This window comes from Salipaludibacillus neizhouensis (assembly GCF_002886185.1).
GTDB classification, from domain to species: Bacteria; Bacillota; Bacilli; order Bacillales; family Salisediminibacteriaceae; genus Salipaludibacillus; species Salipaludibacillus neizhouensis.
Genome location: NZ_KZ614148.1, coordinates 58,938 through 85,065 on the forward strand (window position 1 = coordinate 58,938; position 26,128 = coordinate 85,065).

The 26,128-nt window shown below is 37.5% G+C and carries 28 protein-coding genes and 1 riboswitch; of the genes, 21 read left to right on the top strand and 7 right to left on the bottom strand.

Features of this window, described 5'->3' with window-relative positions; translation table 11 throughout:
• The first annotated feature begins 2 nt into the window (after positions 1-2).
• From sufD to CEF18_RS23240, 12 genes are all read left to right on the top strand, one after another.
• Positions 3-1,310, top strand: coding sequence for a Fe-S cluster assembly protein SufD (sufD, locus tag CEF18_RS23185; protein ID WP_110938907.1), 1,308 nt, complete (start codon positions 3-5; stop codon positions 1,308-1,310).
• Positions 1,310-2,533 carry a cysteine desulfurase gene (locus CEF18_RS23190; protein ID WP_110938908.1) on the top strand — a complete coding sequence of 408 codons (1,224 nt, stop codon included), beginning with the start codon at positions 1,310-1,312 and terminating at the stop codon, positions 2,531-2,533. The genes sufD and CEF18_RS23190 overlap by 1 nt, the downstream gene beginning before the upstream one ends.
• Positions 2,520-2,966 (top strand): Fe-S cluster assembly sulfur transfer protein SufU, encoded by a 447-nt coding sequence (gene sufU, locus CEF18_RS23195; protein ID WP_110938909.1) that lies wholly within the window; start codon positions 2,520-2,522, stop codon positions 2,964-2,966. The genes CEF18_RS23190 and sufU overlap by 14 nt, the downstream gene beginning before the upstream one ends.
• Positions 2,967-3,144: 178 nt before the next feature.
• Positions 3,145-4,542, top strand: a complete 1,398-nt coding sequence (gene sufB, locus CEF18_RS23200) for a Fe-S cluster assembly protein SufB (protein WP_110938910.1) — start codon at positions 3,145-3,147, stop codon at positions 4,540-4,542.
• A 161-nt stretch (positions 4,543-4,703) separates the two neighbouring features.
• Complete coding sequence (locus CEF18_RS23205; protein ID WP_110938911.1) at positions 4,704-5,564, top strand: DUF72 domain-containing protein; 861 nt, start codon at positions 4,704-4,706, stop codon at positions 5,562-5,564.
• 53 nt (positions 5,565-5,617) lie between these two features.
• On the top strand, positions 5,618-6,442 hold the full coding sequence (locus CEF18_RS23210) for a sulfite exporter TauE/SafE family protein (protein ID WP_110938912.1): 825 nt from the start codon (positions 5,618-5,620) through the stop codon (positions 6,440-6,442).
• Positions 6,443-6,534: 92 nt separating this feature from the next.
• The gene (locus CEF18_RS23215; RefSeq protein WP_110938913.1) at positions 6,535-7,935 is read left to right on the top strand and encodes a bifunctional metallophosphatase/5'-nucleotidase; all 1,401 of its coding nucleotides are present in this window, start codon (positions 6,535-6,537) and stop codon (positions 7,933-7,935) included.
• A gap of 43 nt (positions 7,936-7,978) precedes the next feature.
• A complete protein-coding gene (locus tag CEF18_RS23220; protein ID WP_110938914.1) occupies positions 7,979-9,076 on the top strand; it encodes an HD-GYP domain-containing protein in 1,098 nt (365 codons plus the stop codon).
• A 275-nt stretch (positions 9,077-9,351) separates the two neighbouring features.
• Complete coding sequence (locus CEF18_RS23225) at positions 9,352-10,146, top strand: thymidylate synthase (protein ID WP_110938915.1); 795 nt, start codon at positions 9,352-9,354, stop codon at positions 10,144-10,146.
• Complete coding sequence (locus tag CEF18_RS23230) at positions 10,143-10,628, top strand: dihydrofolate reductase (RefSeq protein ID WP_110938916.1); 486 nt, start codon at positions 10,143-10,145, stop codon at positions 10,626-10,628. The genes CEF18_RS23225 and CEF18_RS23230 overlap by 4 nt, the downstream gene beginning before the upstream one ends.
• Positions 10,629-10,802: 174 nt before the next feature.
• A complete protein-coding gene (gene yunB / locus CEF18_RS23235) occupies positions 10,803-11,624 on the top strand; it encodes a sporulation protein YunB (protein WP_110938917.1) in 822 nt (273 codons plus the stop codon).
• A gap of 84 nt (positions 11,625-11,708) precedes the next feature.
• Positions 11,709-11,887: riboswitch (Lysine riboswitch) on the top strand.
• 138 nt (positions 11,888-12,025) lie between these two features.
• Positions 12,026-13,588: a Na+/H+ antiporter NhaC family protein gene (locus CEF18_RS23240; RefSeq protein WP_110938918.1), complete on the top strand. Its 1,563-nt coding sequence runs from the start codon at positions 12,026-12,028 to the stop codon at positions 13,586-13,588.
• A 135-nt stretch (positions 13,589-13,723) separates the two neighbouring features.
• On the opposite strand, the gene CEF18_RS23245 is transcribed toward CEF18_RS23240, so the two are convergent.
• Both CEF18_RS23245 and CEF18_RS23250 read right to left on the bottom strand, forming a co-directional pair.
• Positions 13,724-14,731 (bottom strand): M23 family metallopeptidase, encoded by a 1,008-nt coding sequence (locus CEF18_RS23245; protein ID WP_223292461.1) that lies wholly within the window; start codon positions 14,729-14,731, stop codon positions 13,724-13,726.
• Between the two features lie 106 nt (positions 14,732-14,837).
• Positions 14,838-15,419 (bottom strand): YhcN/YlaJ family sporulation lipoprotein, encoded by a 582-nt coding sequence (locus CEF18_RS23250; RefSeq protein WP_110938919.1) that lies wholly within the window; start codon positions 15,417-15,419, stop codon positions 14,838-14,840.
• Positions 15,420-15,549: 130 nt separating this feature from the next.
• On the opposite strand from CEF18_RS23250, the gene CEF18_RS23255 reads away from it, so the two are divergent.
• Positions 15,550-15,840 (top strand): YutD family protein, encoded by a 291-nt coding sequence (locus CEF18_RS23255; RefSeq protein ID WP_110938920.1) that lies wholly within the window; start codon positions 15,550-15,552, stop codon positions 15,838-15,840.
• 232 nt (positions 15,841-16,072) lie between these two features.
• Here CEF18_RS23255 and CEF18_RS23260 read toward each other — a convergent pair whose 3' ends face one another.
• Together CEF18_RS23260 and glpX are read right to left on the bottom strand one after the other, a co-directional pair.
• On the bottom strand, positions 16,073-16,342 hold the full coding sequence (locus CEF18_RS23260) for a DUF3055 domain-containing protein (protein ID WP_110938921.1): 270 nt from the start codon (positions 16,340-16,342) through the stop codon (positions 16,073-16,075).
• Positions 16,343-16,591: 249 nt separating this feature from the next.
• Positions 16,592-17,569 (bottom strand): class II fructose-bisphosphatase, encoded by a 978-nt coding sequence (glpX, locus tag CEF18_RS23265; RefSeq protein WP_110938922.1) that lies wholly within the window; start codon positions 17,567-17,569, stop codon positions 16,592-16,594.
• A gap of 169 nt (positions 17,570-17,738) precedes the next feature.
• Here glpX and CEF18_RS23270 point away from each other — a divergent pair, with 169 nt between their 5' ends.
• The 3 genes from CEF18_RS23270 (at position 17,739) to CEF18_RS23280 (ending at position 20,410) form a co-directional block, all read left to right on the top strand.
• Positions 17,739-18,191, top strand: coding sequence for a DUF86 domain-containing protein (locus CEF18_RS23270; RefSeq protein WP_223292462.1), 453 nt, complete (start codon positions 17,739-17,741; stop codon positions 18,189-18,191).
• Positions 18,192-18,499: 308 nt separating this feature from the next.
• Complete coding sequence (locus CEF18_RS23275; RefSeq protein WP_110938924.1) at positions 18,500-19,267, top strand: TIGR01457 family HAD-type hydrolase; 768 nt, start codon at positions 18,500-18,502, stop codon at positions 19,265-19,267.
• A gap of 408 nt (positions 19,268-19,675) precedes the next feature.
• Positions 19,676-20,410 (top strand): HAD family hydrolase, encoded by a 735-nt coding sequence (locus CEF18_RS23280; RefSeq protein ID WP_110938925.1) that lies wholly within the window; start codon positions 19,676-19,678, stop codon positions 20,408-20,410.
• Positions 20,411-20,538: 128 nt separating this feature from the next.
• On the opposite strand, the gene CEF18_RS26715 is transcribed toward CEF18_RS23280, so the two are convergent.
• Positions 20,539-20,664, bottom strand: a complete 126-nt coding sequence (locus tag CEF18_RS26715; RefSeq protein WP_310793593.1) for a hypothetical protein — start codon at positions 20,662-20,664, stop codon at positions 20,539-20,541.
• A gap of 144 nt (positions 20,665-20,808) precedes the next feature.
• Between CEF18_RS26715 and yutH the strand changes: the two genes are divergently transcribed.
• Positions 20,809-21,852 carry a spore coat putative kinase YutH gene (gene yutH / locus CEF18_RS23290; RefSeq protein WP_110938926.1) on the top strand — a complete coding sequence of 348 codons (1,044 nt, stop codon included), beginning with the start codon at positions 20,809-20,811 and terminating at the stop codon, positions 21,850-21,852.
• 162 nt (positions 21,853-22,014) lie between these two features.
• Positions 22,015-22,998, top strand: coding sequence for a 2-hydroxyacid dehydrogenase (locus CEF18_RS23295; RefSeq protein WP_110938927.1), 984 nt, complete (start codon positions 22,015-22,017; stop codon positions 22,996-22,998).
• Positions 22,999-23,047: 49 nt separating this feature from the next.
• On the opposite strand, the gene CEF18_RS23300 is transcribed toward CEF18_RS23295, so the two are convergent.
• Entirely contained in the window at positions 23,048-23,284 is a 237-nt protein-coding gene (locus tag CEF18_RS23300) for a NifU family protein (protein ID WP_110938928.1), read from the bottom strand.
• 162 nt (positions 23,285-23,446) lie between these two features.
• Between CEF18_RS23300 and CEF18_RS23305 the strand changes: the two genes are divergently transcribed.
• Entirely contained in the window at positions 23,447-23,755 is a 309-nt protein-coding gene (locus CEF18_RS23305) for a YuzD family protein (protein WP_110938929.1), read from the top strand.
• Positions 23,756-23,844: 89 nt separating this feature from the next.
• Here the strand turns inward: CEF18_RS23305 and CEF18_RS23310 are convergent, their stop codons facing one another.
• Positions 23,845-24,915 (bottom strand): NAD(P)/FAD-dependent oxidoreductase, encoded by a 1,071-nt coding sequence (locus tag CEF18_RS23310; protein ID WP_110938930.1) that lies wholly within the window; start codon positions 24,913-24,915, stop codon positions 23,845-23,847.
• Between the two features lie 244 nt (positions 24,916-25,159).
• On the opposite strand from CEF18_RS23310, the gene CEF18_RS23315 reads away from it, so the two are divergent.
• Both CEF18_RS23315 and CEF18_RS23320 read left to right on the top strand, forming a co-directional pair.
• On the top strand, positions 25,160-25,396 hold the full coding sequence (locus CEF18_RS23315; protein WP_110938931.1) for a YuzB family protein: 237 nt from the start codon (positions 25,160-25,162) through the stop codon (positions 25,394-25,396).
• 111 nt (positions 25,397-25,507) lie between these two features.
• Positions 25,508-25,744: a hypothetical protein gene (locus CEF18_RS23320; protein WP_110938932.1), complete on the top strand. Its 237-nt coding sequence runs from the start codon at positions 25,508-25,510 to the stop codon at positions 25,742-25,744.
• Positions 25,745-26,128 lie beyond the last annotated feature (384 nt).

Genomic DNA, 26,128 nt, shown 5'->3' on the forward strand with positions numbered 1-26,128 from the left:
AGATGACAACGGAAATCACTTTTCCAGTTAATCAGCAAGATCTAGCAAGCTTCTCTAAAGACCAACAAGAACCAAAATGGTTCGCTGACTTGCGTCTATCGTCTCTAGAGAAAGCATTAACTTTGAACTTACCTAAACCAGAAAAAACAAATATAACTAAGTGGAGCTTTACAGATTTTGATACGGATCCTAAAACTTCTGCAACAGGGAATTTCGCAGACCTGTCTGACAGTGTTAAAACGTTAGTTGGAGAAGAAACGAACGTTCAAAATTTAATCACTCAAAAGAATGGTGTCACAACTTTCTCTGCTTTAAATGCAGACTTAGATTCAAAAGGTGTTATTTTTACTGATCTTAAAACTGCATTGAGTAAACACGAGGATCTTGTGAAAAAGTATTACATGCAAGATGCTGTTTCTGCGGATGAGCATCGACTTACTGCACTTCATGCAGCGCTCGTTAATGGTGGAACATTTATATACGTTCCTAAAAATGTGGAAGTCACATTGCCGTTGCAAGCTGTATATTCTCATGAAGGAAGTTTCGGTCTCTTTAACCACGTTGTGATCGTAGCGGAAGAAAATAGTTCTGTAACCTACGTAGAGAACTACTTAAGCGAAGGAACTTCTGCAGGAGCGTCTGTAAACATTATTGCAGAGGTTTATGTGGAAAATGGTGCTACGGTTAGATATGGTGCTGTGGATAATTTGTCCGATGCAGTTACTACTTACGTAAACCGTCGTGGTCAAGTAAATGGTAGAGATGCTAAAATTTATTGGGCGCTTGGTCAAATGAATGACGGTAATACTGTTTCCGAAAACTCCACATATCTTATGGGAGAAGGGTCGCAAGCAGATACGAAAACTGTGTCTATCGGCCGAGGAAAACAATCTCAAAACTTCACGACGAACGTCGTTCATTTCGGTAAAAATACGGACGGTCAGATCCTTAAGCATGGTGTTATGAAAGATGCAGCTACTGCTATTTTCAATGGTGTATCGAAAATCGAACATGGTGCTACAAAATCAAACAGTGAGCAAACAGAACGTGTGTTAATGCTAAGTGAAAAAGCGCGCGGGGATGCAAACCCGATTTTGTTAATTGATGAAGATGATGTTACTGCAGGGCACGCAGCTTCTGTTGGTAAAATTGATCCAATGCAAATGTTCTATTTAATGAGCCGTGGCTTATCCAAACGAGAGTCGGAACGATTGATTATTCATGGTTTCCTAGCGCCTGTCGTAAATGCTTTGCCAATCGATTCAGTGAAAGAGCAACTGTATGATGTGATTGAAAGGAAAGTATACTAATGAATGTGCAAGAAGTCCGTCGGCAATTTCCGATTCTTGATCAGGAAGTGAATGGACATCCGCTCGTTTATTTGGATAGTGCAGCTACCTCTCAAAAGCCTCGACAAGTTATTGAAGCAGTTGAAGATTATTATAAAAGATATAATTCTAATGTCCACCGGGGGGTTCATACCCTCGGATCATTAGCAACAGACGGATATGAAGGTGCACGAGAAAAGGTTCGTCAATTCATTCATGCCAAGAGTACTGCTGAGATCGTATTTACCCGTGGTGCGACAACTGCAATTAACCTTGTGGCAACGAGTTACGGCCGTGATAACGTTGGACCTGGGGATGAGATCGTTATAACTCCTATGGAGCACCACAGTAATATCATTCCTTGGCAGCAGCTTGCAAAGGTTACCGGAGCGACACTAACTTATCTTCCGTTGCAAGAGGATGGCACAATTTCATTAAAAGATGTGGAAGCGACTATATCAGACAAAACTAAAATTGTTTCTGTTATGCAAGTTTCCAATGTTTTAGGAACAATAAATCCGATCAAGGAAATTGCTGCCGTGGCACACAAACATGATGCTGTTATGGTTGTAGATGGAGCTCAGTCCGTTCCTCATATGAAAGTAGATGTACAAGATCTCGATGCAGACTTCTTTGCATTTTCTGGTCATAAAATGTGTGGGCCAACAGGTATTGGAGTTCTTTATGGTAAGAAAAAATTATTGAACAAAATGGAACCTGTTGAATTCGGTGGTGAGATGATCGATTTTGTTGGTTTACACGATTCGACATGGAAGGAACTCCCGTGGAAATTTGAGGGAGGAACGCCAATTATTGCTGGTGCCATTGGATTAGGAGCTGCAATTGATTATCTTGAGGACATCGGACTTGAGAATATTGCAAGCCACGAAACAAAGCTCGTAAATTATGCCATACAACAGCTTAGCGATGTAGAAGGTGTAACGATTTATGGTCCTAAAGAACGCGCCGGAATTTTAACGTTTAATTGTGACGACGTTCATCCTCATGATGTGGCCACTGTATTGGATGCTGAAGGAGTAGCAGTTAGAGCTGGACACCATTGTGCTCAACCGTTAATGAAGTGGTTAGACGTGAATGCAACTGCAAGAGCTAGCTTTTATCTTTATAATACAGAAGATGATGTCGATGCTTTTGTAAAAGCATTAATAAAAACAAAGGAGTATTTTGGCGATGTCTTTGGGTAATCAACTAGATACTTTGTACCGACAGGTGATTATGGATCATTATAAGAGCCCTCGAAATCGAGGGGAGCTTGAAGGCGATACTTTGAAAATAAATATGAATAACCCGACTTGCGGTGATCGTATTCAATTGCAAATGATTGTAGAAGATGGCAAGATTGCACAAGCAAAATTTGTGGGAGAAGGTTGTTCTATAAGTCTTTCTTCTGCGTCAATGATGACTGAGGCTGTCAAAGGTGTTCCTGTAGAGGATGCCTTAAAGATGTCCGAAATGTTTTCTGATATGATGCTTGGAAAAGATGTTGACACCGAAAATTTTGAGCTTGAAGATATTGAAGCGCTAAAAGGCGTTGCTAAATTTCCAGCAAGAATTAAATGTGCAACATTAGCATGGAAAGCCATGGAGAAGGGACTCAATGACGAAGAAGTTGAGTAATATATTATAAATACAGGACTTCCCCTTGGTTTTCACTGTCTATATGATGTAAAATGAAGATATTAATACTTTACTTTCAATTAGAGTATTTTTTAAAAAGTTGTCAACCGTATGCAAACATGTTGGTTTTATTATAGAGGGTGGGAAATCCATCTACTACTATGAAGGAGGGTTTCACATGGCTAAAAAAATGCCTGAAATTAGTGAATATCAATACGGATTTTCAGATAAAGACGTATCGATTTTCCGTTCAAAAAAAGGTTTAACTCGTGAAATTGTAGAAGAAATTTCACGTATGAAAGATGAGCCGAAGTGGATGTTAGATTTCCGTTTGAAATCATTAGAGCAATTTTATAAAATGCCGATGCCACAATGGGGCGGGAATTTAGCTGAATTAAATTTCGATGAAATTACGTACTACGTGAAGCCATCTGCTCAATCTGAACGCTCATGGGATGAAGTTCCTGAGGAAATTAAAAACACATTCGACAAGTTAGGGATTCCTGCAGCAGAGCAAAAGTATCTCGCTGGTGTATCTGCACAATATGAATCTGAAGTCGTTTATCATAATATGCAACAAGATATGACTGATTTGGGTGTAATTTTCAAAGACACAGACACTGCACTTAAAGAAAATGAGGATATTTTCCGAGAACACTTCGGTAAAACAATTCCACCAACTGACAACAAATTTGCTGCGTTAAACTCTGCAGTATGGTCAGGCGGTTCGTTCATTTATGTACCTAAAGGAGTTAAAACGGAGCAACCTTTACAAGCTTACTTCCGTATTAATTCTGAAAACATGGGACAATTTGAGCGTACGCTCATTATTGCCGATGAAGATAGTTCTATTCACTATGTAGAGGGTTGTACGGCACCAGTTTATACTACAAATTCCTTGCACAGTGCGGTTGTAGAGATTATTGTTAAGAAAGACGCTTACTGCCGTTATACAACGATTCAAAACTGGGCTCCAAACGTCTTTAATCTTGTTACAAAACGTGCAGTTGCTCATGAAAATGCAACGATGGAATGGATTGATGGTAACATTGGCTCGAAGCTAACAATGAAGTACCCAGCTGTTGTAATGAAAGGCCGCGGTGCTCGTGGTAATGTTCTTTCCATTGCAATCGCAGGTAAAGGTCAACATCAGGACGCTGGTGCAAAAATGCATCACTTGGCACCTGACTGTTCATCGACGATTGTTTCTAAATCAATTTCTAAACAAGGTGGAAAGGTTACTTACAGAGGAATCTGTCACTTTGGTCGTAAATCTGAAGGATCTAAAGCAAATATCGAGTGTGATACGCTCATTATGGATAACAAATCTACATCAGATACAATTCCATACAATGAGATTTTGAATAACAATATCACATTAGAGCATGAAGCAACGGTATCAAAAGTATCAGAAGAGCAACTCTTCTATCTAATGAGCCGTGGTATTTCTGAGCAAGAAGCAACTGAAATGATCGTAATGGGCTTTATCGAGCCATTCACGAAAGAACTTCCTATGGAATATGCGGTTGAAATGAACCGTTTAATCAAGTTCGAAATGGAAGGCTCAATCGGTTAAAATACTAATCAATTAAGCGAATCCGACTCGTTCGGGTTCGCTTTTATTTATTTTCACTACTACATAAAGGTCCAAAGATACTAAGTATTTTCATGGTGACAGAAGCTAACGCTACATTTAATAAAAGACGCTACGCGTTTTCTTATAGAAAGGATTTAACTATGAAAGATATCAAAATTGGCTTAACTGGCTGGGGAGATCATCATACTTTATATGAGCAAGGGTATTCTCCATCAAATAAATTAGAATCATATGCAGCACATTTTCCAATTGTTGAATTGGACTCTTCTTTTTACGCAATTCCTCCGCAAAGAAATTTAGAGAAATGGGTAAGAGAAACCCCGGCCTCCTTTGAATTCATTGTTAAAGCTTATCAAGGTATGACGGGGCATCAGCGAGGAGAAATCTCATATGATTCAAAAAAAGAAATGTTTCAAGCCTTCACCAATACATTTCTTCCTTTAAAGAAAGAAGGGAAGTTAGCAATGGTCCTTTGTCAATTTCCACCTTGGTTTGATTGTCAAAAGAAGCATGTTGATTATTTAAGGTACGCTAGGCAAGAACTAATAGATTTTGAAGTAGCGTTGGAATTTAGGCATCAATCCTGGTATCAAGAGTCATTAAGAGAAAGCACGCTAGAATATATGAGAAATGACGAATGGATCCATAGTATTTGTGATGAACCTCAGGTAGGGGAGCGCTCTGTTCCATTTGTACCGGTGAATACAAGTGACGAGAAAGCATTTATTCGCTTACACGGTAGAAATAAAGCAGCATGGAACAAACCTGTTACTGGAGAAGCATGGAGAGAAGTACGATATTTATATGATTACTCAAAGGCTGAAATAGATAGTCTTGCCAGACAAGTGAATAGCATTTCTGGTAATGTAAAGAAAACGTATATCGTTTTTAATAACAATTCCGGTGGACATGCAGCAGATAATGCAAAATCATTAATCTCAAATCTTCATATAACATATAATGATTTGGCACCTCGACAATTAAACTTATTTGATGAATAATAGAGAGTGTGCACATTAAAAGTATGAACTTTATTTAAGAAGGCAGGCATTATATGGAATGGATACTTTTGCTTTTTTTAGGACTTGTCGCAGCCATTTTAGGAAGTATTATGGGTTTAGGTGGAGGAATTATTGTCGTTCCGGCACTGATGATCTTAAGTGAGTATACAACAATCATTAGTGGCATAACGCCTCAAATAGCTGTTGGAACTTCATTGTTAATCATGATTTTCACAGGGTTATCTTCTACGTTAGCCTATTTAAAACAAAAAACGGTAGACGTAAAGAGCGCACTCGTTTTTTTTATTGGAAGTGGACCTGGAGCCCTATTTGGGGTATGGCTAAATAAAGATATTGAAGTTGATGTATTTCTAATTGCATTTGGAGCATTTATTATCGTTATTTCTTTTATTTTAATGATTAGAAATCATATTAAACCATTGAAAAGGAATACGAAGGGCATTACAAGGTCTTATATTAATGAGGTTGGAGAAACAGTTAAATATGGTTATAATCCTCTTATTGCAATTCTAATCTCTTTTTTTGTAGGAATGTTTTCAGGGTTATTTGGAATTGGCGGCGGGTCATTAATGGTACCTGCGATGATCGTACTCTTTGCATTCCCAGCGCATCTGGCAGTAGCGACCTCTATGTTTATGATATTATTATCGGCGATCATAAGTTCATTTTCACATATAAGTTTAGGAAATATTGATTGGTATTATGCGATGGCTCTTATTCCAGGGGCTTGGTTTGGTGGACAGTTAGGAGCTGCAATAAACCGTCGTATGAGCAGTGAGGCAGTAGTCATTTTATTACGAGTTTTTTTAGTGATTATTGGCATACGATTAATATATCAGGGCGTATCGAGTTTATAATAAACGATCGTAGGAATGATTCACTTTAAATGAAGTTGATAGTAGGACAGTTTTTGAAAAACAAGATATAATGAATGAAGGTGTGATGTCCTTTGACTTTAGGAAAGCTGCGAATATTACATACGAATGATTTACATAGTCAATTAGAGCAATGGCCTTCCGTCGTAGCAGCTTTAAAGCAACACCGAAAAGAAGCTGAGGATGCAGGAGAAGACGTTCTTTTAATGGATGTCGGCGATCACTGTGACAGAGTTCATCCTATGACAGAGGCATTGTTAGGGAAAGGAAACGTTCAACTTCTCAATGATATGAATTATGATGCAGTTACAATTGGTAATAACGAGGGTATTACATTTTCTAAAAAAGATTTGAATGCACTTTATGATCAAGCTGATTTTTCAATCATTTTATGCAATTTAAGACATGAGAATGGTTTACGGCCAAATTGGAGCGTCCCTTACAAAATATACACTCTTAAAACAGGTGTGAAAATAGGTGTTACAGGGGTCACGGCCCCCTTCCGATTTTTTTATGAACCGTTAGGATGGACACTCACGGATCCATTCGTAGAATTAAAGCATGTGATCAATGAAGTTAGGCCACAAGTAGATGTGATGGTATGTCTTTCCCATTTAGGTCTGGGGGAAGATGAGAAAATGGCTATGGAGTTTACTGGTATCGATATTATTCTCGGATCCCATACGCATCATGTCTTGCCGGATGGTAAATATGTGAATCAAACGTGGATTAATCAATCGGGAAGATCAGGTGAATATATCGGCGAAGTTTCATTAGTCTTTCAACAAGGCTCCAAGAGTAATATTGAAACGAAAGTTGAATCCGTAAAATCATTGAAAGTAGATTCAACGCAAAAGGATAGTGGGACGGAACAGAAATTAAATGAGCTCTTTAAGGCAGGAAACGAATTACTCGAGGCGCCAGTAACAAGGCTGGAATATCCGCTCAAGGTTGACTGGTATGAAAGAAGTGAATCTCCTGCCTTACTATCTGAAGCTCTCCGAGAATGGTGTAAAGCGGATATTTCCATGGTTAATTCCGGCGTAATCTTGGATAATTTAGATGCTGGAAACGTAACACTGGGGGATCTTCACAGGATCTGTCCTCATCCGATAAACCCTTCAACAGTTAAAATTTCAGGTGACCGCTTGCTGGAAACAATACGTCAATCGCAACAAAGTGATATGGTAAACTACGCCTTGAAAGGTTTTGGTTTTCGTGGAAAAGTCTTGGGGTATATGATTTTTGATGGTATGGAAATCCTGGATCATTTTAGATTGATAAGTGAAAAAAATGTTATCATTAACGGTGTACCTCTAATTCGGTCGAAAGATTATAAACTTGCGACACTTGATATGTTTACTTTCGGTCATTTGTATCCATCAATTAGTTCTCTAACTGAAAAAGAATATTACATGCCTGAATTCCTTCGTGATGTATTAGCATGGAAGTTAAAGGGGCTTAAAAATAAATAGTATGAAATGAATTCTAAATAATCGATGAGGGGAACGTATTTATATGAAGTTAAAGTCAATTTATTCGATTCAAATTAGTGATCGTTTGGCTAAGCCTATTTACAATGATAATGGCCAACGATTATTAAATAGTGGGATTGCCCTGTCAGAGTCGATGATAAGCAGATTGAAGGAAAAAGGGATTTCCTATCTTTATATTGAAGACGACCTTACTTCAGATATCTATGTGACTGATGTTATTTCTGAACAAACAAAGGCCAAGTCATTAAAGACTATCAGTGACAATTTCACGAGTATATCTGACCGGATTAAAACAGGTAAATCAGTAAATTTACATGAATTGACGCCTTCCTTTTCAAATATTATTGACTCTATTTTACAGGAAATATCCGGCAATGAGGAAGCGATTTCCATGCTGGCAAACGTTGTTTCTTTTGATTCTTATGTGTTCCATCATTCCTTAAATGTAACGGTGTATACCATTGCGTTGGGAAGAAAACTTGGTTTAAATGAGAAGGAATTAAAAGATTTAGGGCTTGGAGCAATTCTTCACGATGTTGGAAAGATGGGTATTCCGGTTGATATTTTAAATAAAACGGATAAATTGACGGAAGAAGAGTATGAAACCATTCAAAACCATGCGGAATTAGGTTTTGAAATGATTCGTAAGTCAGGTGATTTATCTTTATTAACGGCACATTGTGCATTTCAACACCATGAAAGACTTGACGGATCAGGTTATCCCAGACAATTATCGAGTAAAGATATACATTATTATGCAAGAATCATTGGGGTTGCAGATGTTTATGATGCGATGACTTCCAATCGCGTTTACAGAAAAGCTTTTCTGCCACATGAGGCTCTTGAACTTCTTTATAGTGGGGCAGATATTCTTTATGATAAAAAAATTATCGAAGTCTTTTCTAAAACAATTGCTATATACCCGATAGGTTTAGAAGTAACGCTAAGCGATGGCAGACAAGGGATTATCATTAACAATAATACTGAACTTCCGTCCAGACCAATTATAAGAGTTGAGTTTGATGGAGAAGGTAATGGGTCTTATGATATAGATCTGTCAGAAGAATTAAATGTCACGATTTCATCTTGTGATTCTTTGACACAGGAGACCAAAATATAATTTTACTTGTAGCGATAGAAACTCTGCCTGCGGTTTTAGTCGTAGAAAAGAAACACTGCTAATAGCGCAGATCCTGTGCGTCAGGCAGGAGAAAACGCTGTATTTAATAAAAGACGCTGCGCGTTTTGATTAGGAGAATTTATAAAATTAGCAGCTACCTTCACGCCGCACGTATCAAGGGAAACCCACCCTTGATACTTAAAAGATGGCGGCGGAAGCTGGACGCTGTATTTAATAGAAGACGGCTATGCCGTTTTTATTAGGAGGTTCAACCATTGAAACAGTATTTAGACTTGTGTCAACATGTACTTGATAAGGGTGTTAAAAAAGAGGATCGTACCGGTACTGGAACGATAAGTACTTTTGGTTATCAAACAAGATTTGATTTAGCAAAGGGATTCCCGGTCGTGACTACTAAAAAATTAGCGTTGCGAGCAATTATTCATGAACTGCTTTGGTTTATTAAAGGCGATACGAATATAAAATATCTCAAAGAAAACAAAGTACGTATTTGGGATGAATGGGCAGATGAAAATGGCGATTTAGGCCCAATTTATGGGGAGCAATGGCGATCCTGGCCGACTCCATCAGGAGAAACTATAGACCAACTAGGTTCTATTATAGAACAAATTAAAACGAATCCTGATTCAAGGAGACTTATTGTAAATGCTTGGAATGTTGCAGATTTAGATGAAATGGCTCTAGCGCCATGTCATTGCCTGTTTCAATTTTACGTGGCTGACGGGAAACTCTCGTGTCAGTTGTATCAACGAAGTGCAGACGTTTTCCTGGGTGTACCGTTTAATATTGCTTCCTACTCTTTATTAACGATGATGATTGCACAAGAGTGCGGCTTAGAAGTGGGTGAGTTCGTTCACACGTTCGGTGATGTACATATCTATAACAATCATATAGAGCAGGTTGAACTGCAGCTTACAAGAGATCCTCGTGCTTTACCTACGATGAAGATAAATCCTGATCGAAAGCATATTGAAGATTTTACAATTGAAGATTTCGTGCTTGAAGGATACGATCCTCATCCACATATTAAAGGGGAGGTATCTGTATGATCTCCATGATTGCGGCGATGAGTGAAAATAACGTAATCGGAAAAGATGGGAAGATGCCCTGGCATCTGCCTGGTGATTTACAATTCTTTAAACAGACAACCAACGGACATTCAATTGTAATGGGAAGAAAAACATTCAAGTCTATTGGACGAGCTTTACCAAAACGGCGAAATATAGTGTTGACGAGAAATAATGACTTTTCGGCAGAAGGAGTTGAGGTCATTAATAATTTTTCCGAAATGGATAAGCTTGTAAAAGATGAGGAAGAATTTTTTGTCATTGGTGGTGCAACGATTTATGAACAGCTGTTGCCACTAGCCGACCGATTATATATTACGAAAATACATGAAACATTTGAAGGGGATACATTTTTTCCTGACATTGACGATGGCCAATGGGAAGTTGTGGCCTCAAAAAAAGGCAAGGTGGATGAGACGAATTCCCATGCTCATACCTTCCTTACATATGAACGAAAAAATTAATTATTTTACGGTGGGCTCATTAGTCCATCGTATTTTAATGAGAAGCCTTATCTACTTTAAAAACAACATTCAATGTGTAAAAAAGCCTTATGAAAAATAAATACTACTTCACGGTTATTGTTGGTACAATCTTTGCCTTTTCTAGCATATGTATGTGCTGAAGGGGGAATCACAATGAAGACATTTCGCACCGTTCGGCCAAAAAGCCGAAAGAAGAAAGGACCTCTTCCTTTCCGTTACGTTTTTATGATTTCGTCTATTATATTTATTATGTTAACACTCACCGGCTTAGGCATCATTGACGCGGGTGTTAGACCGACTCTTATTGCTATTGCGAAGACTGAAACGCAAAGGATTGGTACCTTAGCTATTAATGATGCTGTTTCTGGTCAATTTCTTGATAATACGGATATGGATGATTTAGTAGAATTAGAAAAAAATGAAGAGGGTGAGGTTACTTCTGTTCAGTTTAATTCTGTCATCTATAATCGGGTATTGCAGGAGACCACGGAAAGTGTACAAAATTATTTAAACGACATAGAACATGGGCGTTCAAAAGATAACAGATTTCCAAAGGATGTTGACGTTAATGGAGAGGGAGCGGTTTTTTCTGAAGATGGAATCATTCATATGATTCCGCTTGGGCAAGCTACAAACAATGCACTGTTAGCTCACTTGGGGCCTCGAATTCCTGTTCGGTTATCAGCAATAGGGGCTGTGAAGTCCAATTTAAAAGAAAATATTTTAGATGTTGGGATTAATAATACCTATATGAGTATATCAGTGGAAATTGAAGCGGACGTACAAATAGTGATTCCATTTGCTACAGCTACGGAAGTTGTGAAAACTTCTATTCCGGTTGGAATGATCTTGATTCCAGGGGAAGTTCCAGAGTTTTATGGTGGTGAAAGCGGCACTGGCACCGGAGGAATGACTCCAGCTGTGATTCAAAGACCTGATGGACTGGATGATTTAGATTTGGAAACAAATAACTAGTGAGTTATTGTTGAAAATAAGTGATACGTTTGGTATGATAATTCAGGCTTAAAAAAATTGAATATTTAAGTAGACCTCATCAATCGGTGAGGTAGAGGCGCAAAGTTTATTACTAGGAGACTGGAGTTAGGACAACGAGGAAAGTCTTTGAAAGGAAACGTTGCCGAAGCATTGTGATCGTGTCCTACGATGCAACAGCTGGGGTAATATTCAATAAATATTACACTGTCACTATCTGTTAATAGTGGAGAACTACTGAACTGTGTTGGGGATTCGTCTTAACTTCATATTGAAGTGGCAAGGGATTTTTCCTTTGCTGCTTTTTTTAGTTAGAGCTATCAGTACAGTCTAAAGTTAAGGTGTTATAATCAGTCATTTTATTTTAACAGGAGGAGAAACGTATGGAACTTGAAATTTATCCAATTGTACCCCCAATTTTAGCACTTTTATTGGTAATTATTACAAAAAAAGTTCTCATTTCTTTAGGGATTGGAATTATTGTTGGTGCCTTGATTGTAAATCGAGGAGAGTCAATGATCATTGACTCAATATCGCAAATTGCATCTATTGTGTCTGGAATATTTGTTGTAGATGGATCAATCAATTCATGGGAATTTTATATTATATTATTTTTGTTATTATTGGGTATGATTGCTTCTCTGATTACCATCACAGGTGGGAGTCAAGCATTTGGGGAATGGGCCCTAACAAAAGTTAAATCACGTGTTGGAGCACAATTTGTATCAGCCTTTCTTGGAATTATTATATTTATTGATGACTATTTCAATAGTTTAACGGTCGGAAATGTTAGTCGTCCTTTTACGGATAGGCATAATATCTCTCGGGCAAAATTAGCGTATATCGTTGATTCGACTGCTGCACCTATGTGTGTTATTTCTCCACTGTCAAGTTGGGGTGCGTACATTATCACGATCATTGGCGGAATTCTTGTAACACATGGAGTCACTCAATACGAGGCGTTACAGGCGTTCCTATTAATTGCACCGATGAATTTTTACGCGATATTTGCCCTCTTATTTGTATTTGCAGTTGCATATTTTAAATTGGATATTGGTCTTATGCGAACTCATGAAAACCGAGCGATCGATACAGGTGAGTTAGTAGATACTAAAAAAGGAGCAGCACCTGGTGAAAGTGATCAACTTAAACCAGCTGCAAAGGGGAAGGTTGGAGACTTAATCCGGCCAATTGCTGTCTTGATTATCGCTACTGTCCTGTCGATGATTTTAACAGGAATGCGAGCAACTGAAGGCTCTGTTACATTGCTGGCAATATTCGAAAATACAGATGTTGCAGCTTCTCTTTTGTATGGTGGAATTATAAGCTTAATTGTCGCAATAGGAATTTCTTTTTCACGTCGTCTACCAGTTAAGACTTTAGGGATTGGTTTAGGAGCAGGAATAAAATCCATGCTTCCCGCAATATATATTTTAATTTTTGCGTGGACAATTATTGAAATTATTGGAGCTTTGGGTACAGGAGAATATTTAGCCGGACTAGTTGATGAGCATATTCAATTAGGCTACTTACCAGCTCTATTGTTTATCATTGCTGCATTTATGGCATTTAGTACCGGTACATCTTGGGGAACATTCGCGATTATGCTTCCGATTGCAGGCGATATTGCAGCAGTAACAGACATTAATTTAATGCTTCCTGTTCTAGCAGCAGTGTTGGCAGGAGCAATTTTCGGTGATCATTGCTCTCCGATTTCCGACACGACAATACTTTCGTCTACAGGAGCAGGAAGCCACCATATTGATCATGTCATGACACAATTACCTTATGCCCTAATAGTGGGTGTTATCGCAACATTATCCTTCTTGGCTCTCGGTTTTTCCGGCAGTGTTTGGATTGGATTACTTGTCGGGTTTGCACTGTTTGCATTAACAATTTTCATTCTAAAATTGATAGTGAACAGCTCTGTGTATCAAGAAGTATAAATCTTATATTAACGCAAAAAACGGCGAGTATTCTACTCGTCGTTTTTTTAGTTAAGTAAGTTAATAAAAGATGCTATGCGTTTTTCTTTCCATGTAAGGATTTGGAGCTATTTTTCTTATCGATTAAAATGTTTTTTATTTTTCTTGCTTTCTTTCGGCTCTTTCCCAGACTCTTAAAGAAGGATAGGGATCGAATGACCATTCCGTATAACCACTGTCTTTGTACATGCCATAATGTAAGTGTGGGGGGAATTTTCCTTGTGTACCTTCTTTACCATACCCGGAGCTTCCAACATAACCAATGACATCTCCTGGTTCAACGACTGTTCCTCGTTCCATGCCTTGCTCAAAGGAGCTTAGGTGTGCAAAGTAATGATAGACGTTACTTGTATCTCGAATACCTACGCGCCATCCACCGTATTTATTCCATCCCTTTAATTCGACAATGCCGTATGTGGTTGCTCTGACAGGTGTACTATGTCCTGCAAATATATCTGTACCTTCATGGATTCGTTTTCCGCCCCATCCTCGAGCATTTCCCCAAGTTGTTCGATAGCTGTAATTAAAATGTAAAGGAACGGGAAAAGCCCTCTTTGATACATCAAGTGAATCAATTTCATGATAGACACTGGCATGACCAAGGATTAATTCAACTGCTTTGTCACGTTGATAAAAATCCCATAACCCCGCTCTTATACTAGATTCTTTGGAACCATACTTGTTCATATGCACAGCTAAGGTATGAAGGACATCTTCATCATTTGTTCGTTCAGCTCTTCCATCCTCATTACCATCTAATCCTTTGCCACCAAAAAAAGCAATCGATTTTGGGGTTGTATCTTGTTTATTAGGATTTAATTCACCTGACCAGTCTTCCTCGGAATAATAAATGGCAATTAATCCTTCTTCTTCTGGTAAATCTTTTTTTGCCTGTCTTAAACTTCTCTCATAGCTATCTATACCGGCAAAATAAAACCATGGAATTGTTGTTTCTGCTTCTGCTTTTAAATACAATGCCATTCGTTCCTTGTGTAAATCCTCAGTGGAGAAATCTGCTTTATCAGATGCTGAAGTAAGCGTTGCAGGGGAGAGAAGCAACAGAATGACGAATATGAAGAATATTAGGTAATAGGGAGGTTTCACTCAACTAGTCTCCTTTCAATTATTTTCTTGTATCGTTTGATTATTATGATGTATTCATACGTGAAATATGAAAAGCCTCGTACGACCGCACGAGACCGTCACTAAATTAATCATTTTGGGCTGATTCGTTTGCTAGGTCACCTTGGGGAGAATTTTTCATTCTTTCTATTATTTGTTCCAAAGCCCGCATATTTTCAATATCTCTAGAGGACTCGCCTTCAAAACTTTCAATGTCTTCCATTAACAAAACGTCATCACTAACATAAATATCGTAATAATCAGGTACCACTGATTTTGCTGTTTTTCTTACTTGTTCTGCGACAGCTTCGCGATCCTCGGAGGAATGTTCAAATGCAATCAACACATGTTGACCAGTGACTAATACACCTGCATCATGAACATTTTTTAAGTTTGCAGACATCTCACTAATACTTTCTGCTAATAAGGGACGATCATAAACTGCATAACCGGGCACTTCTTCCTCTTGCGATTCTTTTTTAGAATGACGTTCAAATCCATATTGTGTGAATTGATTCGTATCTCCTACGTTTTCCTTGTTAATGGCGTGCGATTGTTCATTAGATCCATTCATGAAGTTGAATCCTTCCATATTGTCGCCACAACCGGTCAATAGGATGGATAGTACAAGGAAAAAACCACAGCTTTTACGAAATTGATTCGTTAACATATTTTCCACCTCCTTCTTGATTAGGATGTACAATTTTTCTTTAAGTTAAGGTGGTAATTTATGATAACTAAGCATTGAATTTTAGAAAGAAATAAGGCAAGATAGAAGAAGTGAAGGCAGGTGATCATAGATGGTTGAAATTCAGGGAAATACGTATGAAGTTGTGGAAGAGTTTCGAGAAGGTTGGTCTGAAGAAGATTTCAAGGCTAGATTCAGTGACGTCTTAAATAAATATGATTACATTGTCGGGGACTGGGGTTATGAGCAACTTCGCCTTAAAGGTTTTTTTGAAGAAAAAAATCGTAAGTCCTCTGTTGATGCCAAAATAGGTTTTTTACCGGAATATCTATATGAATATTGTAATTTTGGATGTGCCTATTTTGTGGTGAAAAAAGTAACAGGAACGCAAACGAATTCGTAACGGTGGAGGCTTACACTGTATTAAATAATATGTTTTACTGGAATTCTATATAAAAACAGCTTCTTTTACCTATATGGCAAAAGAAGCTGTTTTTAATTAAAGTGTTTTCTGAAAGATTCTTTTATTGCTTCGAAAAGAGAGGTACTTGAAATTGCTCTAGGGGACGCTTTCCACTACATCAAGCTTTCCAATAGTAAAAGGTTTATAAAAAGTAAAATTAAAGCACCTACAATTAAATGATCTCTAAGAGGAAATTACGCAGTTCATTTCCTTCTTCTTCATCGGAAATGTCAAATGCTCTTTCAATGTAGCCTTCTGTTTCAAGATCGTCACTACCAAGAATTGCAAATCGGTTTGATTGCATATCGAGTACTAGTTTTTTACCGTAATGTCGTGAAGTTGTCGTAATCGCTAAATCAAATCGCTGTGCTTCTCCCATAAAGCTTACGAATCGTGTATTGGTTTCTTCTTCATCGTCGTAAAGGAAAAATCGTTCACTCATACGGTCACTCCTCCGAATAGGATATTTGATATAGGTTATTTTCTACAAATCACCGTCTATCGATTGCTCGACAATTATTATAAAACAATACAGTTTATGACGATTTTTCTTATCAGATAAGAATTTACAAGTTGACAGCTATCTTTACGCCACGCGTGTCAAGGAAAACCCACCTCCTTTCGAGTAGCACCTACACACACTTCGTAGGTGCTACTCGGGGGTGGCGAAAGATAACGCCGTTTTTCTTATCTAGCTATTTTCTGGCATGACTAAGTGCGGCTTTTTATTTAAACGATGCTGGGCTTTGATGTAACGAACAGTTCCGGTTTTGGCACGCATTACAATGGAGTCTGTCTCTACCAAGTCCCCGCCCATAAAGCGAACACCTTCCAATAATTCACCAGATGAAACACCTGTAGCTGCAAAAATAGCGTCATCACTTTTAACTAGGTCGTCCAATGTTAAAAGCATGGTTGGATCAGCTAATCCCATTTGTTTACAACGCTCTGTTTCCTCTTCATTCATTGGAACGAGTCTTGCTTGCATGTCTCCACCTAATGCTTTGATCGCAGCAGCGGAGATGACGCCTTCCGGGGCCCCGCCAGTACCGACGAATAGATCAATTCCTGTTTGAGGTAACGCGGTTGCAATAGAAGCTCCAACATCACCATCTCCAAATAGTTTAACACGAGCACCTTTCTTTTGGACACGTTCAATTAAATTTTGATGTCTTTCTCTCTCCTGAATGATGACAGTCATATCGCGAACACGTTTGTTATTCATTTTAGCAACGATATCGATTGTTTTTTCAATAGGATCGGTTAATCTTACTAAGCCGGCACTCTCAGGACCGACAACAATTTTTTCCATGTACATATCGGGAGCATGCAATAGTCCGCCTCGATCGGCTATTGCGATTACTGCCATAGCATTTGGGTGACCTTTAGCAACAATATTCGTTCCTTCAAGCGGATCAACAGCGATATCTACATCTGGACCATTTCCAGAACCCAACTCTTCTCCAATATAAAGCATAGGTGCTTCATCAAGCTCTCCTTCACCTATAACAACAGTTCCTTTCATATTAACTGAATCAAACATGGTTCTCATTGCTGTAGTAGCTGCATCATCGGCTTCATTTTTAAGTCCTCTGCCCATCCACTGAGCTGAAGCCAGTGCAGCAGCTTCTGTTACGCGTACTATTTCCATTGCTAATTCTCGATCCATATTGATTCCTCCAATAGTTGTTATGTTTCGGTTATAATAAGTATATAGCTCTTTTAATCCTTCATCATAATATCAAAAATTACATACAAAATATATCTTTTTCGCGTATTTAGTCTATATTTTTTATGGGAAACCCTTTCAATGTGTCATACTAATTAGAGTTAAGGAGATGATTGTCTTGTATTTCGTCGATAGGGAACTAATGGAAACCAGAATTGTATATTTAGAGTCGTTAATAAATGAGTTAGAGAAATCAGAAACCCCATCAACTCTCTTTTCAAAAATGGCAACGGAAAGAATGTGCCATATGATTATCGAAACGGTAATGGATATAGGAAACCAAATGATTGATGGTTTTATTATGAGAGACCCAGGAAGCTATGAAGATATCCTCAATATTATGGTAGATGAAAAAGTGCTTCTAAAAAAAGAGGGAGATGCATTGACCTCGCTAATTCCTTGGCGTAAAGATTTATTACAGCAATATACACAATTAAACGATAAAGATCTATATGATGCTTTTCAATCACAAATGGAAGCTTTAAAAACCTTTCCGTTAAAGGTCAGGTCTTATTTAAAGACAGAATTAGGACCAGTTTCCGCTTTTTTACCGGAGAAATAATGATCATAAAAATGTGGCCTAGAAATGAAGCGGATTGGACATAACGGTTTTATTCATGTAGGATTGAACAAATTAAAAATAATATGGCGCAAATCTCTTACCTACAAACAAGGAAGTATAGGTAGGAGTCGAATTTAATAAAAGACGGATCTGCCGTTTTTCTTAGTAGATAAGTTTATAAAATTGGCAGCTACCTTCACACCGCATGTATCAAGGGAAACACACCCTTGATACTTAAAACATGGCGGTGGAAGCTGACGCTGTATTAAATAAAAGACGCTACGCGTTTTTCTTAAGAGGTGAAGGCTATGAAGCATTATAAAGGATATTTGATTGATCTAGATGGGACGATGTATCGGGGCGAAGAAAAAATTGAAGCCGCATCCCGTTTTGTGCAAAAGTTAATTGAGAAAGAACTTCCTTATTTATTCGTAACAAATAACTCGTCGAGAACACCGAAGCAAGTAGCCGATAAGCTTGTGTCAATGGGAATTCCGACTACGGAAGGTCATGTTTTTACAACAAGTATGGCAACGGCGCAATATATTGACGAAACGCATGGAAAAGCGAATACGTTTATGATCGGAGAAAATGGACTGGAAGAAGCTTTGATTAATCAGGGTTTAAAAGTGACGGATAAAGACGTAGACGTTGTTGTAATGGGGATCGACCGAAATATTACATATGAAAAACTATCAATAGCTTGTTTGGCAATAAGAAACGGCGCAAGGTTCCTTTCTACAAATGGAGATGTTGCAATACCGACAGAGAGAGGACTTTTACCGGGCAATGGTTCACTCACATCCGTTGTTCGTGTTTCAACAGGTGTAGAGCCAACTTTTATCGGTAAGCCAGAATCAATTATTGTAGACCAAGCCTTGGAAGTTTTAGGAGTTCCTCTTGATGACACAGTGATGGTGGGCGATAATTATCAAACAGATATTATGGCCGGTATTAATGCCAATATGGATACGCTTCTTGTTCACACTGGTGTGACATCCAAGGAACAACTGGCAATAGAAAAAAAGAAACCAACATGGTCTATTGATTCCCTAGATGATTGGACAGTGTTATAAAAAAAGTATATCGGAAGCTACTATTTAAAGTTCGTTTCAAATTGGAATTTGGATTCGCAAAAGGTGGAGCTTCTCTGCTTCGATCAAGCTATATAACATTCTAAATAAAAAAACCAGTCCAATTGACTGGCTTTTTTGTGTTAAAAAGATTTTCTTATTCTGTTATTTGTCATATTCCCCATCTTTACTGTGGGCTAATCGGCTTGATGCGGCAGCCAGCGATAAGCTCCAACAATAGTATATATCAAAAACTAATTGGGGAAAAATAAAGAATGTCCTTATAACAGTGATATAGATAATTTACTCCAATCGTTTTGATTTTAAAGAGGGAAGATAGACATAATAAGCAACGTAAATAGTGACTCAAACATTAAAACATAATTAGTTCTTTTGGAAGGGGTATTAAATTTGGAATCACAAACATTAATTTTTGATTTAGACGATACATTGGTTCACTGTAATAAATATTTTAAGAATGCAGTTGATGAATTTGTTGAACAAATACAAGAATGGTTTGACCATTTAAGCAAAGAAGAAATTAGAAAAAGGCAAATAGAAATTGATATAAAAAGTGTTAAAGAACATGGTTTACATTCTTCAAGGTTCCCTGAGTCACTTGCAACAACTTATATGTCTTTCTGCACAGAATGTGATAGAAATAATGAGAAGGAAAAACTACAAATAGTAAAAAATATCGGGAAAAGTGTATTTCAAATTGAGGTACAACCATTTCCAGATATGTATGATGTCTTGAATACTTTAAAGGATGAAGGTCATTCTATGTACCTTTTTACTGGTGGAGATGAACCGAATCAAAATAGAAAAATTATGCAGTTAGAATTAGAAGAATACTTTAAGAATAATGTTTATATTTTTGAACACAAAAATGCAGATGCTTTACGTAAAGTAATAGAAGAAATTAAAATAACCCCTAAGTCAACTTGGATGATTGGTAACTCCCTAAGAACAGACATTCAGCCAGCGATTGATTTAGAAATTAACGCCATTCATATTCCCTCAGATATTGAATGGGCATATAATAAGAAGAACTTAGAAATCGAAACGGAGTTTAAGGGGAAATTTATTGAATTAAAATCTTTAAAAGACTTACCTAATTATATTAGGGGGCATGCCAATAGATGAAAAGACACCAAACCACAAAAGTAAAATGTGGTTTGGTGTCTTTTTAACCATTATGTAATAATTTCCATACCTTTTTAATTCAAAGTAATCTTAAGTCAAAAAAATTTGGCTTTTTATGAGGACTTTTTCTACGTTCTCCACGCACAATCCTTCTGTAATCCATAAACCAAATCAGCAATATCAGGAATGGTGACACCTCTTTCGGACAACCACCTTCTAGCCGTTTCTTCAACAATCATATGATCCTGCGTCATTCTTTCACCTACTTTTATAAGGTTTCACTGTTTTGTTAGTGTATTCAGATATGAAAAAGTTATTCTAAGGCAGGGGAACGTTTTGGGCGTTTGAATCATACGATAACCAGAGAAATGAGGAACGAGAGAAAGGGGAGAGTCTGAATGCTTGAAAGACACTTGTATGAACATTTTGGCATTCATCTCAAAAATGTTGAGCAGGCCGGAAATGATCTGATTATCTTTGATGAACAGGAAACCTATATTTTAAGACCATATCCGCAAACTCAAATTGTACATTTAGAAGAGAGACTAAAAATGGCCGAACATTTTCAGTCATTAAATCATCTGGGAATTGCCTATCCAATGAAGGCAAAAGGAGGGAGCACGCTTAATATAATAGACGGACAAGAAACGGTCCTTTTTCAATTGAAAACCGGGTTAAATAGGGAACAGCAAATTCAAGAAAAATCAAAGGCAAAAAAACTTGCGCAGTTTCATTTGGATGGAGAGAGCTATGTGTCCACATCGAAACAGGAGAATGCTACCTGGACATCTTGGAGAGAAAGATGGATCAAACGGTTAGAGCAGTTAGAGAGCTGGTATGTAAAAATAATGAATGAGCCAGTTAAAACAGCATTAGATACTGAATTTATTCTGACGTTTCCTTATTATTTAGCAATGACAGAAAATGCGATACAAATGGTCACTGAAATGATAAGTATGAAGCCCTCCTATTACTCTGACGGCAACGGACGTACAGTATGCCATCATCGGTTTCATGAAAATAGCTGGTTAAAGACAGATAATCTAAATATATCTGATGTAAAGTTCCCAACCGACTTTGTGTGTGATCATTTTACGCGAGATATAACGGAATACTTACGACATATAGCAAAAAATGAACAAGTGCTGCAGGAAAAGATCGATCGGGCGAATCGGTTTATTAAAAGATACCATTCAGTAAAGAATTTCGTAGAGTGGGATGGATATATCATTGTCTCAAGGTTGCTTTTTCCTGCACAATACTTTGATGTTTTAGAAAAATATTACCAGGCTATTGATGACAAAACAAGATCTGAAATGGAAACAAAGTTTGTAAACATGGTTACTAAATCTGAGGATTATGAAATGTTTATTCAGCATATATGTTCCTTGTTTTTCACAGCCAAAGATCCATCTATATTACCCGAGTGGTTGATTAATTGAGGCTCTTTCAACCAACATGGAATTAGTTTTTGCAACGGAAAGAACTCTCCTTGGAAGAAAATCTTGAATAAACGAAGATTACTTTAAAATAAATGAGAGATATGGCCAAATTAAGATATACTTGCATCAGAAGTATTTTTAAATAGGAGGCCAGATTAGTATATGACAAAAGTATTTGTTACGAGGTGTGTTCCTGAAGAATCATTACGCGCATTGAAGACAGTTGCAGAAGTTGAAGTATGGCCGGAAGAAGAAATGCCAGTCCCAAGGGAAGTGTTGCTTGAAAGGGCAAAAACAGCGGATGGGTTACTAACCATGATATCTGATCAAGTAGATGAAGAATTATTGAGTGCGGCCAATCATTTAAAAGTTGTAGCAAATATGGCTGTAGGTTTTGATAATATTGATGTTGAAACAGCATCTGCAAAAGGAATTGTTGTCTGCAACACACCAGATGTACTTACAGACACAACTGCTGATCTGACTTTTATTTTGTTAATGGCAACTGCTAGACGCATCCTTGAGGCAGCCGATTTTGTAAAGCATGATAAGTGGAAAAATTGGGCGCCAATGCTTTTAGCCGGGAGTGATATTCATCACAAAACACTTGGTATATTTGGAATGGGCAGAATTGGAGCTGCTGTGGCTAAACGGGCATCAGGATTTGATATGAAGGTTTTATATCACAATCGATCTCGAAATCAAAATATAGAAGATACACTTGGAGCAGAATATGTTCCGTTTGAGGAGTTACTTTCTCGTTCAGATTTCGTCGTTTGTTTAGCCCCTTTAACCAAGGAGACAAAAGGAATTTTTCATGAAGGTGCTTTTCAGAGCATGAAACGATCAGCATTTTTTATTAATGCTTCAAGAGGAGGTCTTGTAGTAGAGGAAGACCTGGAAAGAGCGCTGCTAAACAAGGAAATTGCAGGAGCAGGCTTAGATGTTTTTGAGGAGGAACCCATTTCTAATAAGCATCCATTATTGACTCATCCAAATGTCGTTGCTTTGCCCCATATCGGTAGTGCCAGTGTGGAAACACGGCTTCATATGGTTTCTCTGGCAAGCCAGAATATTGTGGATGTATTAAATGGGGACAAGCCTAAAACTATTCTCAATCCTGAAATATGGCGTACGGAATCATAAAAAAAGTGTTCTGACAAATAATTGTCAGAACACTATTGCATATATTGTCTTAGAATACTTGTTCTAATTCAGTTACACCAGGTACTTCTTCTAAGAGTGCGCGCTCAATACCAGCTTTTAAAGTAATTGTTGAACTTGGGCATGAACCGCAAGCTCCCATAAGACGAACTTTTACAACTCCGTCTTCGATATCAACTAGTTCTACGTCTCCACCGTCACGAAGAAGGAATGGACGTAATTTATCGAGCACCTCTTGAACTTGTGAATCCATTGTTTCTGTAGTCATTTTGCAACACTCCTTTCTTTAATACCTATTATAGTATCTTTTTCGAAAAAAATCCATGATGATGACTTAATTTTTATATCATTTTTTCTGTTAGTTGGCAGGGTTCATAAATTTAATTTTAGGCTTATGATAAAATGTACGTATGTGGAGGGGATTGAAGATATGGTTGTTATAAAAATAACGGTATATGGTGCAGAAATAAAGTGCGCTAGTTGCATCCATTTACCAAGTGCTTATGAGACGAAAGAATGGTTAGAGGCTGCAATTAAACGTAAATTTCCTGAGAAGGCAATTGACATACACTATTGTGACATTGAAAATCCAGTAACAAAAGAAGAACATTCTTTTTCGGATAAAATTGAAGAAGAAGAATATTTTTATCCACTTGTCGTTTTAAATGGTGAAGTGGTGGCAGAGGGAAATCCTAAATTAGCAACTATCTTTAAAAAAATAGAAGAAATTAGTTTATAAATAAAAAAACGCGCTATGGCGTTTTTTTTGATTTTAAATCTCTAAGTGATGGTGGTGGTCGTTTTACTTCGACTGTAGATTAGCTTTTATTAGTGACCGGAATGGTTTTTATACATCCATAACACACCGGATTTTAATACTCTTGGTACTCGACCGGTGAGAGACTTTTCTCCCATTAGTCCAAAGCCATGTTTTTTACCTAGGGAGCCTAAAACGCCTTTTAGTTTAATTTTAGGCATTTCATCAGGATAAGGTTCGTCATTCCACTTTTTTAAGAGGAGCATAGCTACTTGCTCAGCCTGGGCTTCCGCTAATTGAGCACTGGGTGCATGACTGGAGGCGGCACAGTCACCAACAACGAATACATTATCATAATCCGGCAAATGGTGATATTTCGTAACGTGAGCTCTAGCCATATGATCTTTTTCAATGTCTAATTCGCGGACAATTTTATTCGCTTGAATTCCTGCTGTCCAAATAATAGCATCAGCTTCAATTGGCTCATCATGATTGTAGAAGACATTAGACTCGACCTTGGTAATGTTTGCTCGATTTACTAATGTTACATTATTTTCGAGTAACCAATCAGTGACATAGTTGTAAAGTCTGGCTGGGAACATGGAGAGTATATTTTCCCCTCGATCGAGCAACATTATTTCAAGGTCAGGACGACTTTCCCGTAATTCACTGGCTAATTCTACGCCACTTAAACCACCGCCAACGATAGAAACCCTGCCCTTCGGTTTTACACCTTGTAGAACCTGGTACGTTTTTCGTGCTCTTCTCATCGATTGTATACTAAGCGTATTTTCATTGGCTCCAGGAACACCGTGGTATTTGTCTTCACAGCCAAGACTGACAATTAAATCATCGTAAGGAATTAATTCACCATTTTCAAGTTCAATTTCGTTCGATTCAAGTTGAATTTTCTTTACGGTTTCAAACTTTAATTCTAGTCGGACATCATTTGGAAAAGACATTCTTAAGTGTCTATCCGCAACTGTTCCGGCGGCAAGCGCATAAAATTCCGTTTTTAAACTGTGATAAGCTTCTTTTTCAATTAATGTAATCGTAAAATCTTTGAAATCTTTTTCATTTAACAGCTTCTGTATCGCTCGAAGCCCACCGTATCCTCCACCTAAAACAATTAGATTTCGCACGGGCTTAACCCCCTTCGATCATAACAAAAAAAATAAACGATCCGAACGCTTATTTTTTTCTACATCGATATTATTGTGAGAAATTGTTGACAATCTAAATATATCAGTTTCCTGTGGATTCTACAATGGTTTTGGAAGCGGTTTTAATATTAATATAATAAAAATCAAGCTTGATTAATTGACAAAATTCAAGGACGAAGGTAGCATAGACGAGGAAAGTTAGCAATACAATGAGGTGATGAATGTGGGCCCAATCATTGAGTTTTGCGTAAGTAACTTAGCAAGTGGAACTCAAAAAGTTAAAGAAGAACTGGAAAAAGATCCTGATTTAGATGTGATCGAATATGGCTGTTTAAGTTTTTGCGGGCAATGTGCACGTAATCGTTTTGCATTAGTGAACGGAGAAGTTGTCACAGGCGAAACGAATGAAGAATTGCTGCAAAATATCTATACATTTATTGAAGAAAACCCTATGTTTTAGTATATCTAGCTTGCCATGAAATTCATGCAAGCTTTTTTCTTTTCAGAGCTAGGAGAAAACGTTAACTATTTATTAAAAGTTAGTAAAGCTTATTTATAAGGAGGACTTTCTTTGAAACCAATCCCTTTTGATCATACATGGCCCTACGAAAAACAAATGGGGGATATCTATTTAGCATCATGCCCATATTGTTCTACCGATAATGTACTGACAAATCTATCCTCTGCAGCTTTGGGACGAGCAAAAGAGCAGGTGAAAGTCAGAGTAAATATGCCTTGCTGTCATAAAACGATGATCGTATTAGAGGCTGACGAAGATTATTTTTGGACGACGGAGAAGTTAAGGTGAGGTCAGCATGTCATTAGTCAATGACTTATTTATTCTATGGACTTATTCTCAAAAACAAAAAACGATGAATACAGAAGTTTGAGGTGGTTGTTCGCGTTTACATTGCAAATGTTGCCGATTTCATGGAAGGAAATGACCTTTGCTAAAAGTTTTGAAGGTTATCATAATAAAGGTAACTTAAAACGAAGGAAGGTTTTTATATGAGAAAACTTTTCAAAAAAATTGATGCTTTTTTCGATGAGGTTCAAGAGTTACGTAAACATGGAGAAAAAAATATGCAAGATAAATAAATATTGATTATTTCGCCTATCTCTTAAATTATGAGGTAGGCTTTTATTTTGAAAAAATATAAATTATTTTAATGAAATTGTATATTTTTATAGA

Excerpts from the sequence above, each read along its gene's own strand:
- sufD (WP_110938907.1), top strand. The coding sequence starts at position 3 with ATGACAACGGAAATCACTTTTCCAGTTAATCAGCAAGATCTAGCAAGC.
- CEF18_RS23190 (WP_110938908.1), top strand. The coding sequence starts at position 1,310 with ATGAATGTGCAAGAAGTCCGTCGGCAATTTCCGATTCTTGATCAGGAA.
- sufU (WP_110938909.1), top strand. The coding sequence starts at position 2,520 with ATGTCTTTGGGTAATCAACTAGATACTTTGTACCGACAGGTGATTATG.
- sufB (WP_110938910.1), top strand. The coding sequence starts at position 3,145 with ATGGCTAAAAAAATGCCTGAAATTAGTGAATATCAATACGGATTTTCA.
- CEF18_RS23205 (WP_110938911.1), top strand. The coding sequence starts at position 4,704 with ATGAAAGATATCAAAATTGGCTTAACTGGCTGGGGAGATCATCATACT.
- CEF18_RS23210 (WP_110938912.1), top strand. The coding sequence starts at position 5,618 with ATGGAATGGATACTTTTGCTTTTTTTAGGACTTGTCGCAGCCATTTTA.
- CEF18_RS23220 (WP_110938914.1), top strand. The coding sequence starts at position 7,979 with ATGAAGTTAAAGTCAATTTATTCGATTCAAATTAGTGATCGTTTGGCT.
- CEF18_RS23230 (WP_110938916.1), top strand. The coding sequence starts at position 10,143 with ATGATCTCCATGATTGCGGCGATGAGTGAAAATAACGTAATCGGAAAA.
- yunB (WP_110938917.1), top strand. The coding sequence starts at position 10,803 with ATGAAGACATTTCGCACCGTTCGGCCAAAAAGCCGAAAGAAGAAAGGA.
- CEF18_RS23240 (WP_110938918.1), top strand. The coding sequence starts at position 12,026 with ATGGAACTTGAAATTTATCCAATTGTACCCCCAATTTTAGCACTTTTA.
- CEF18_RS23250 (WP_110938919.1), bottom strand. The coding sequence starts at position 15,419 with ATGTTAACGAATCAATTTCGTAAAAGCTGTGGTTTTTTCCTTGTACTA.
- CEF18_RS23255 (WP_110938920.1), top strand. The coding sequence starts at position 15,550 with ATGGTTGAAATTCAGGGAAATACGTATGAAGTTGTGGAAGAGTTTCGA.
- CEF18_RS23260 (WP_110938921.1), bottom strand. The coding sequence starts at position 16,342 with ATGAGTGAACGATTTTTCCTTTACGACGATGAAGAAGAAACCAATACA.
- glpX (WP_110938922.1), bottom strand. The coding sequence starts at position 17,569 with ATGGATCGAGAATTAGCAATGGAAATAGTACGCGTAACAGAAGCTGCT.
- CEF18_RS23270 (WP_223292462.1), top strand. The coding sequence starts at position 17,739 with ATGATTGTCTTGTATTTCGTCGATAGGGAACTAATGGAAACCAGAATT.
- CEF18_RS23275 (WP_110938924.1), top strand. The coding sequence starts at position 18,500 with ATGAAGCATTATAAAGGATATTTGATTGATCTAGATGGGACGATGTAT.
- CEF18_RS26715 (WP_310793593.1), bottom strand. The coding sequence starts at position 20,664 with ATGACGCAGGATCATATGATTGTTGAAGAAACGGCTAGAAGGTGGTTG.
- yutH (WP_110938926.1), top strand. The coding sequence starts at position 20,809 with ATGCTTGAAAGACACTTGTATGAACATTTTGGCATTCATCTCAAAAAT.
- CEF18_RS23295 (WP_110938927.1), top strand. The coding sequence starts at position 22,015 with ATGACAAAAGTATTTGTTACGAGGTGTGTTCCTGAAGAATCATTACGC.
- CEF18_RS23300 (WP_110938928.1), bottom strand. The coding sequence starts at position 23,284 with ATGACTACAGAAACAATGGATTCACAAGTTCAAGAGGTGCTCGATAAA.
- CEF18_RS23305 (WP_110938929.1), top strand. The coding sequence starts at position 23,447 with ATGGTTGTTATAAAAATAACGGTATATGGTGCAGAAATAAAGTGCGCT.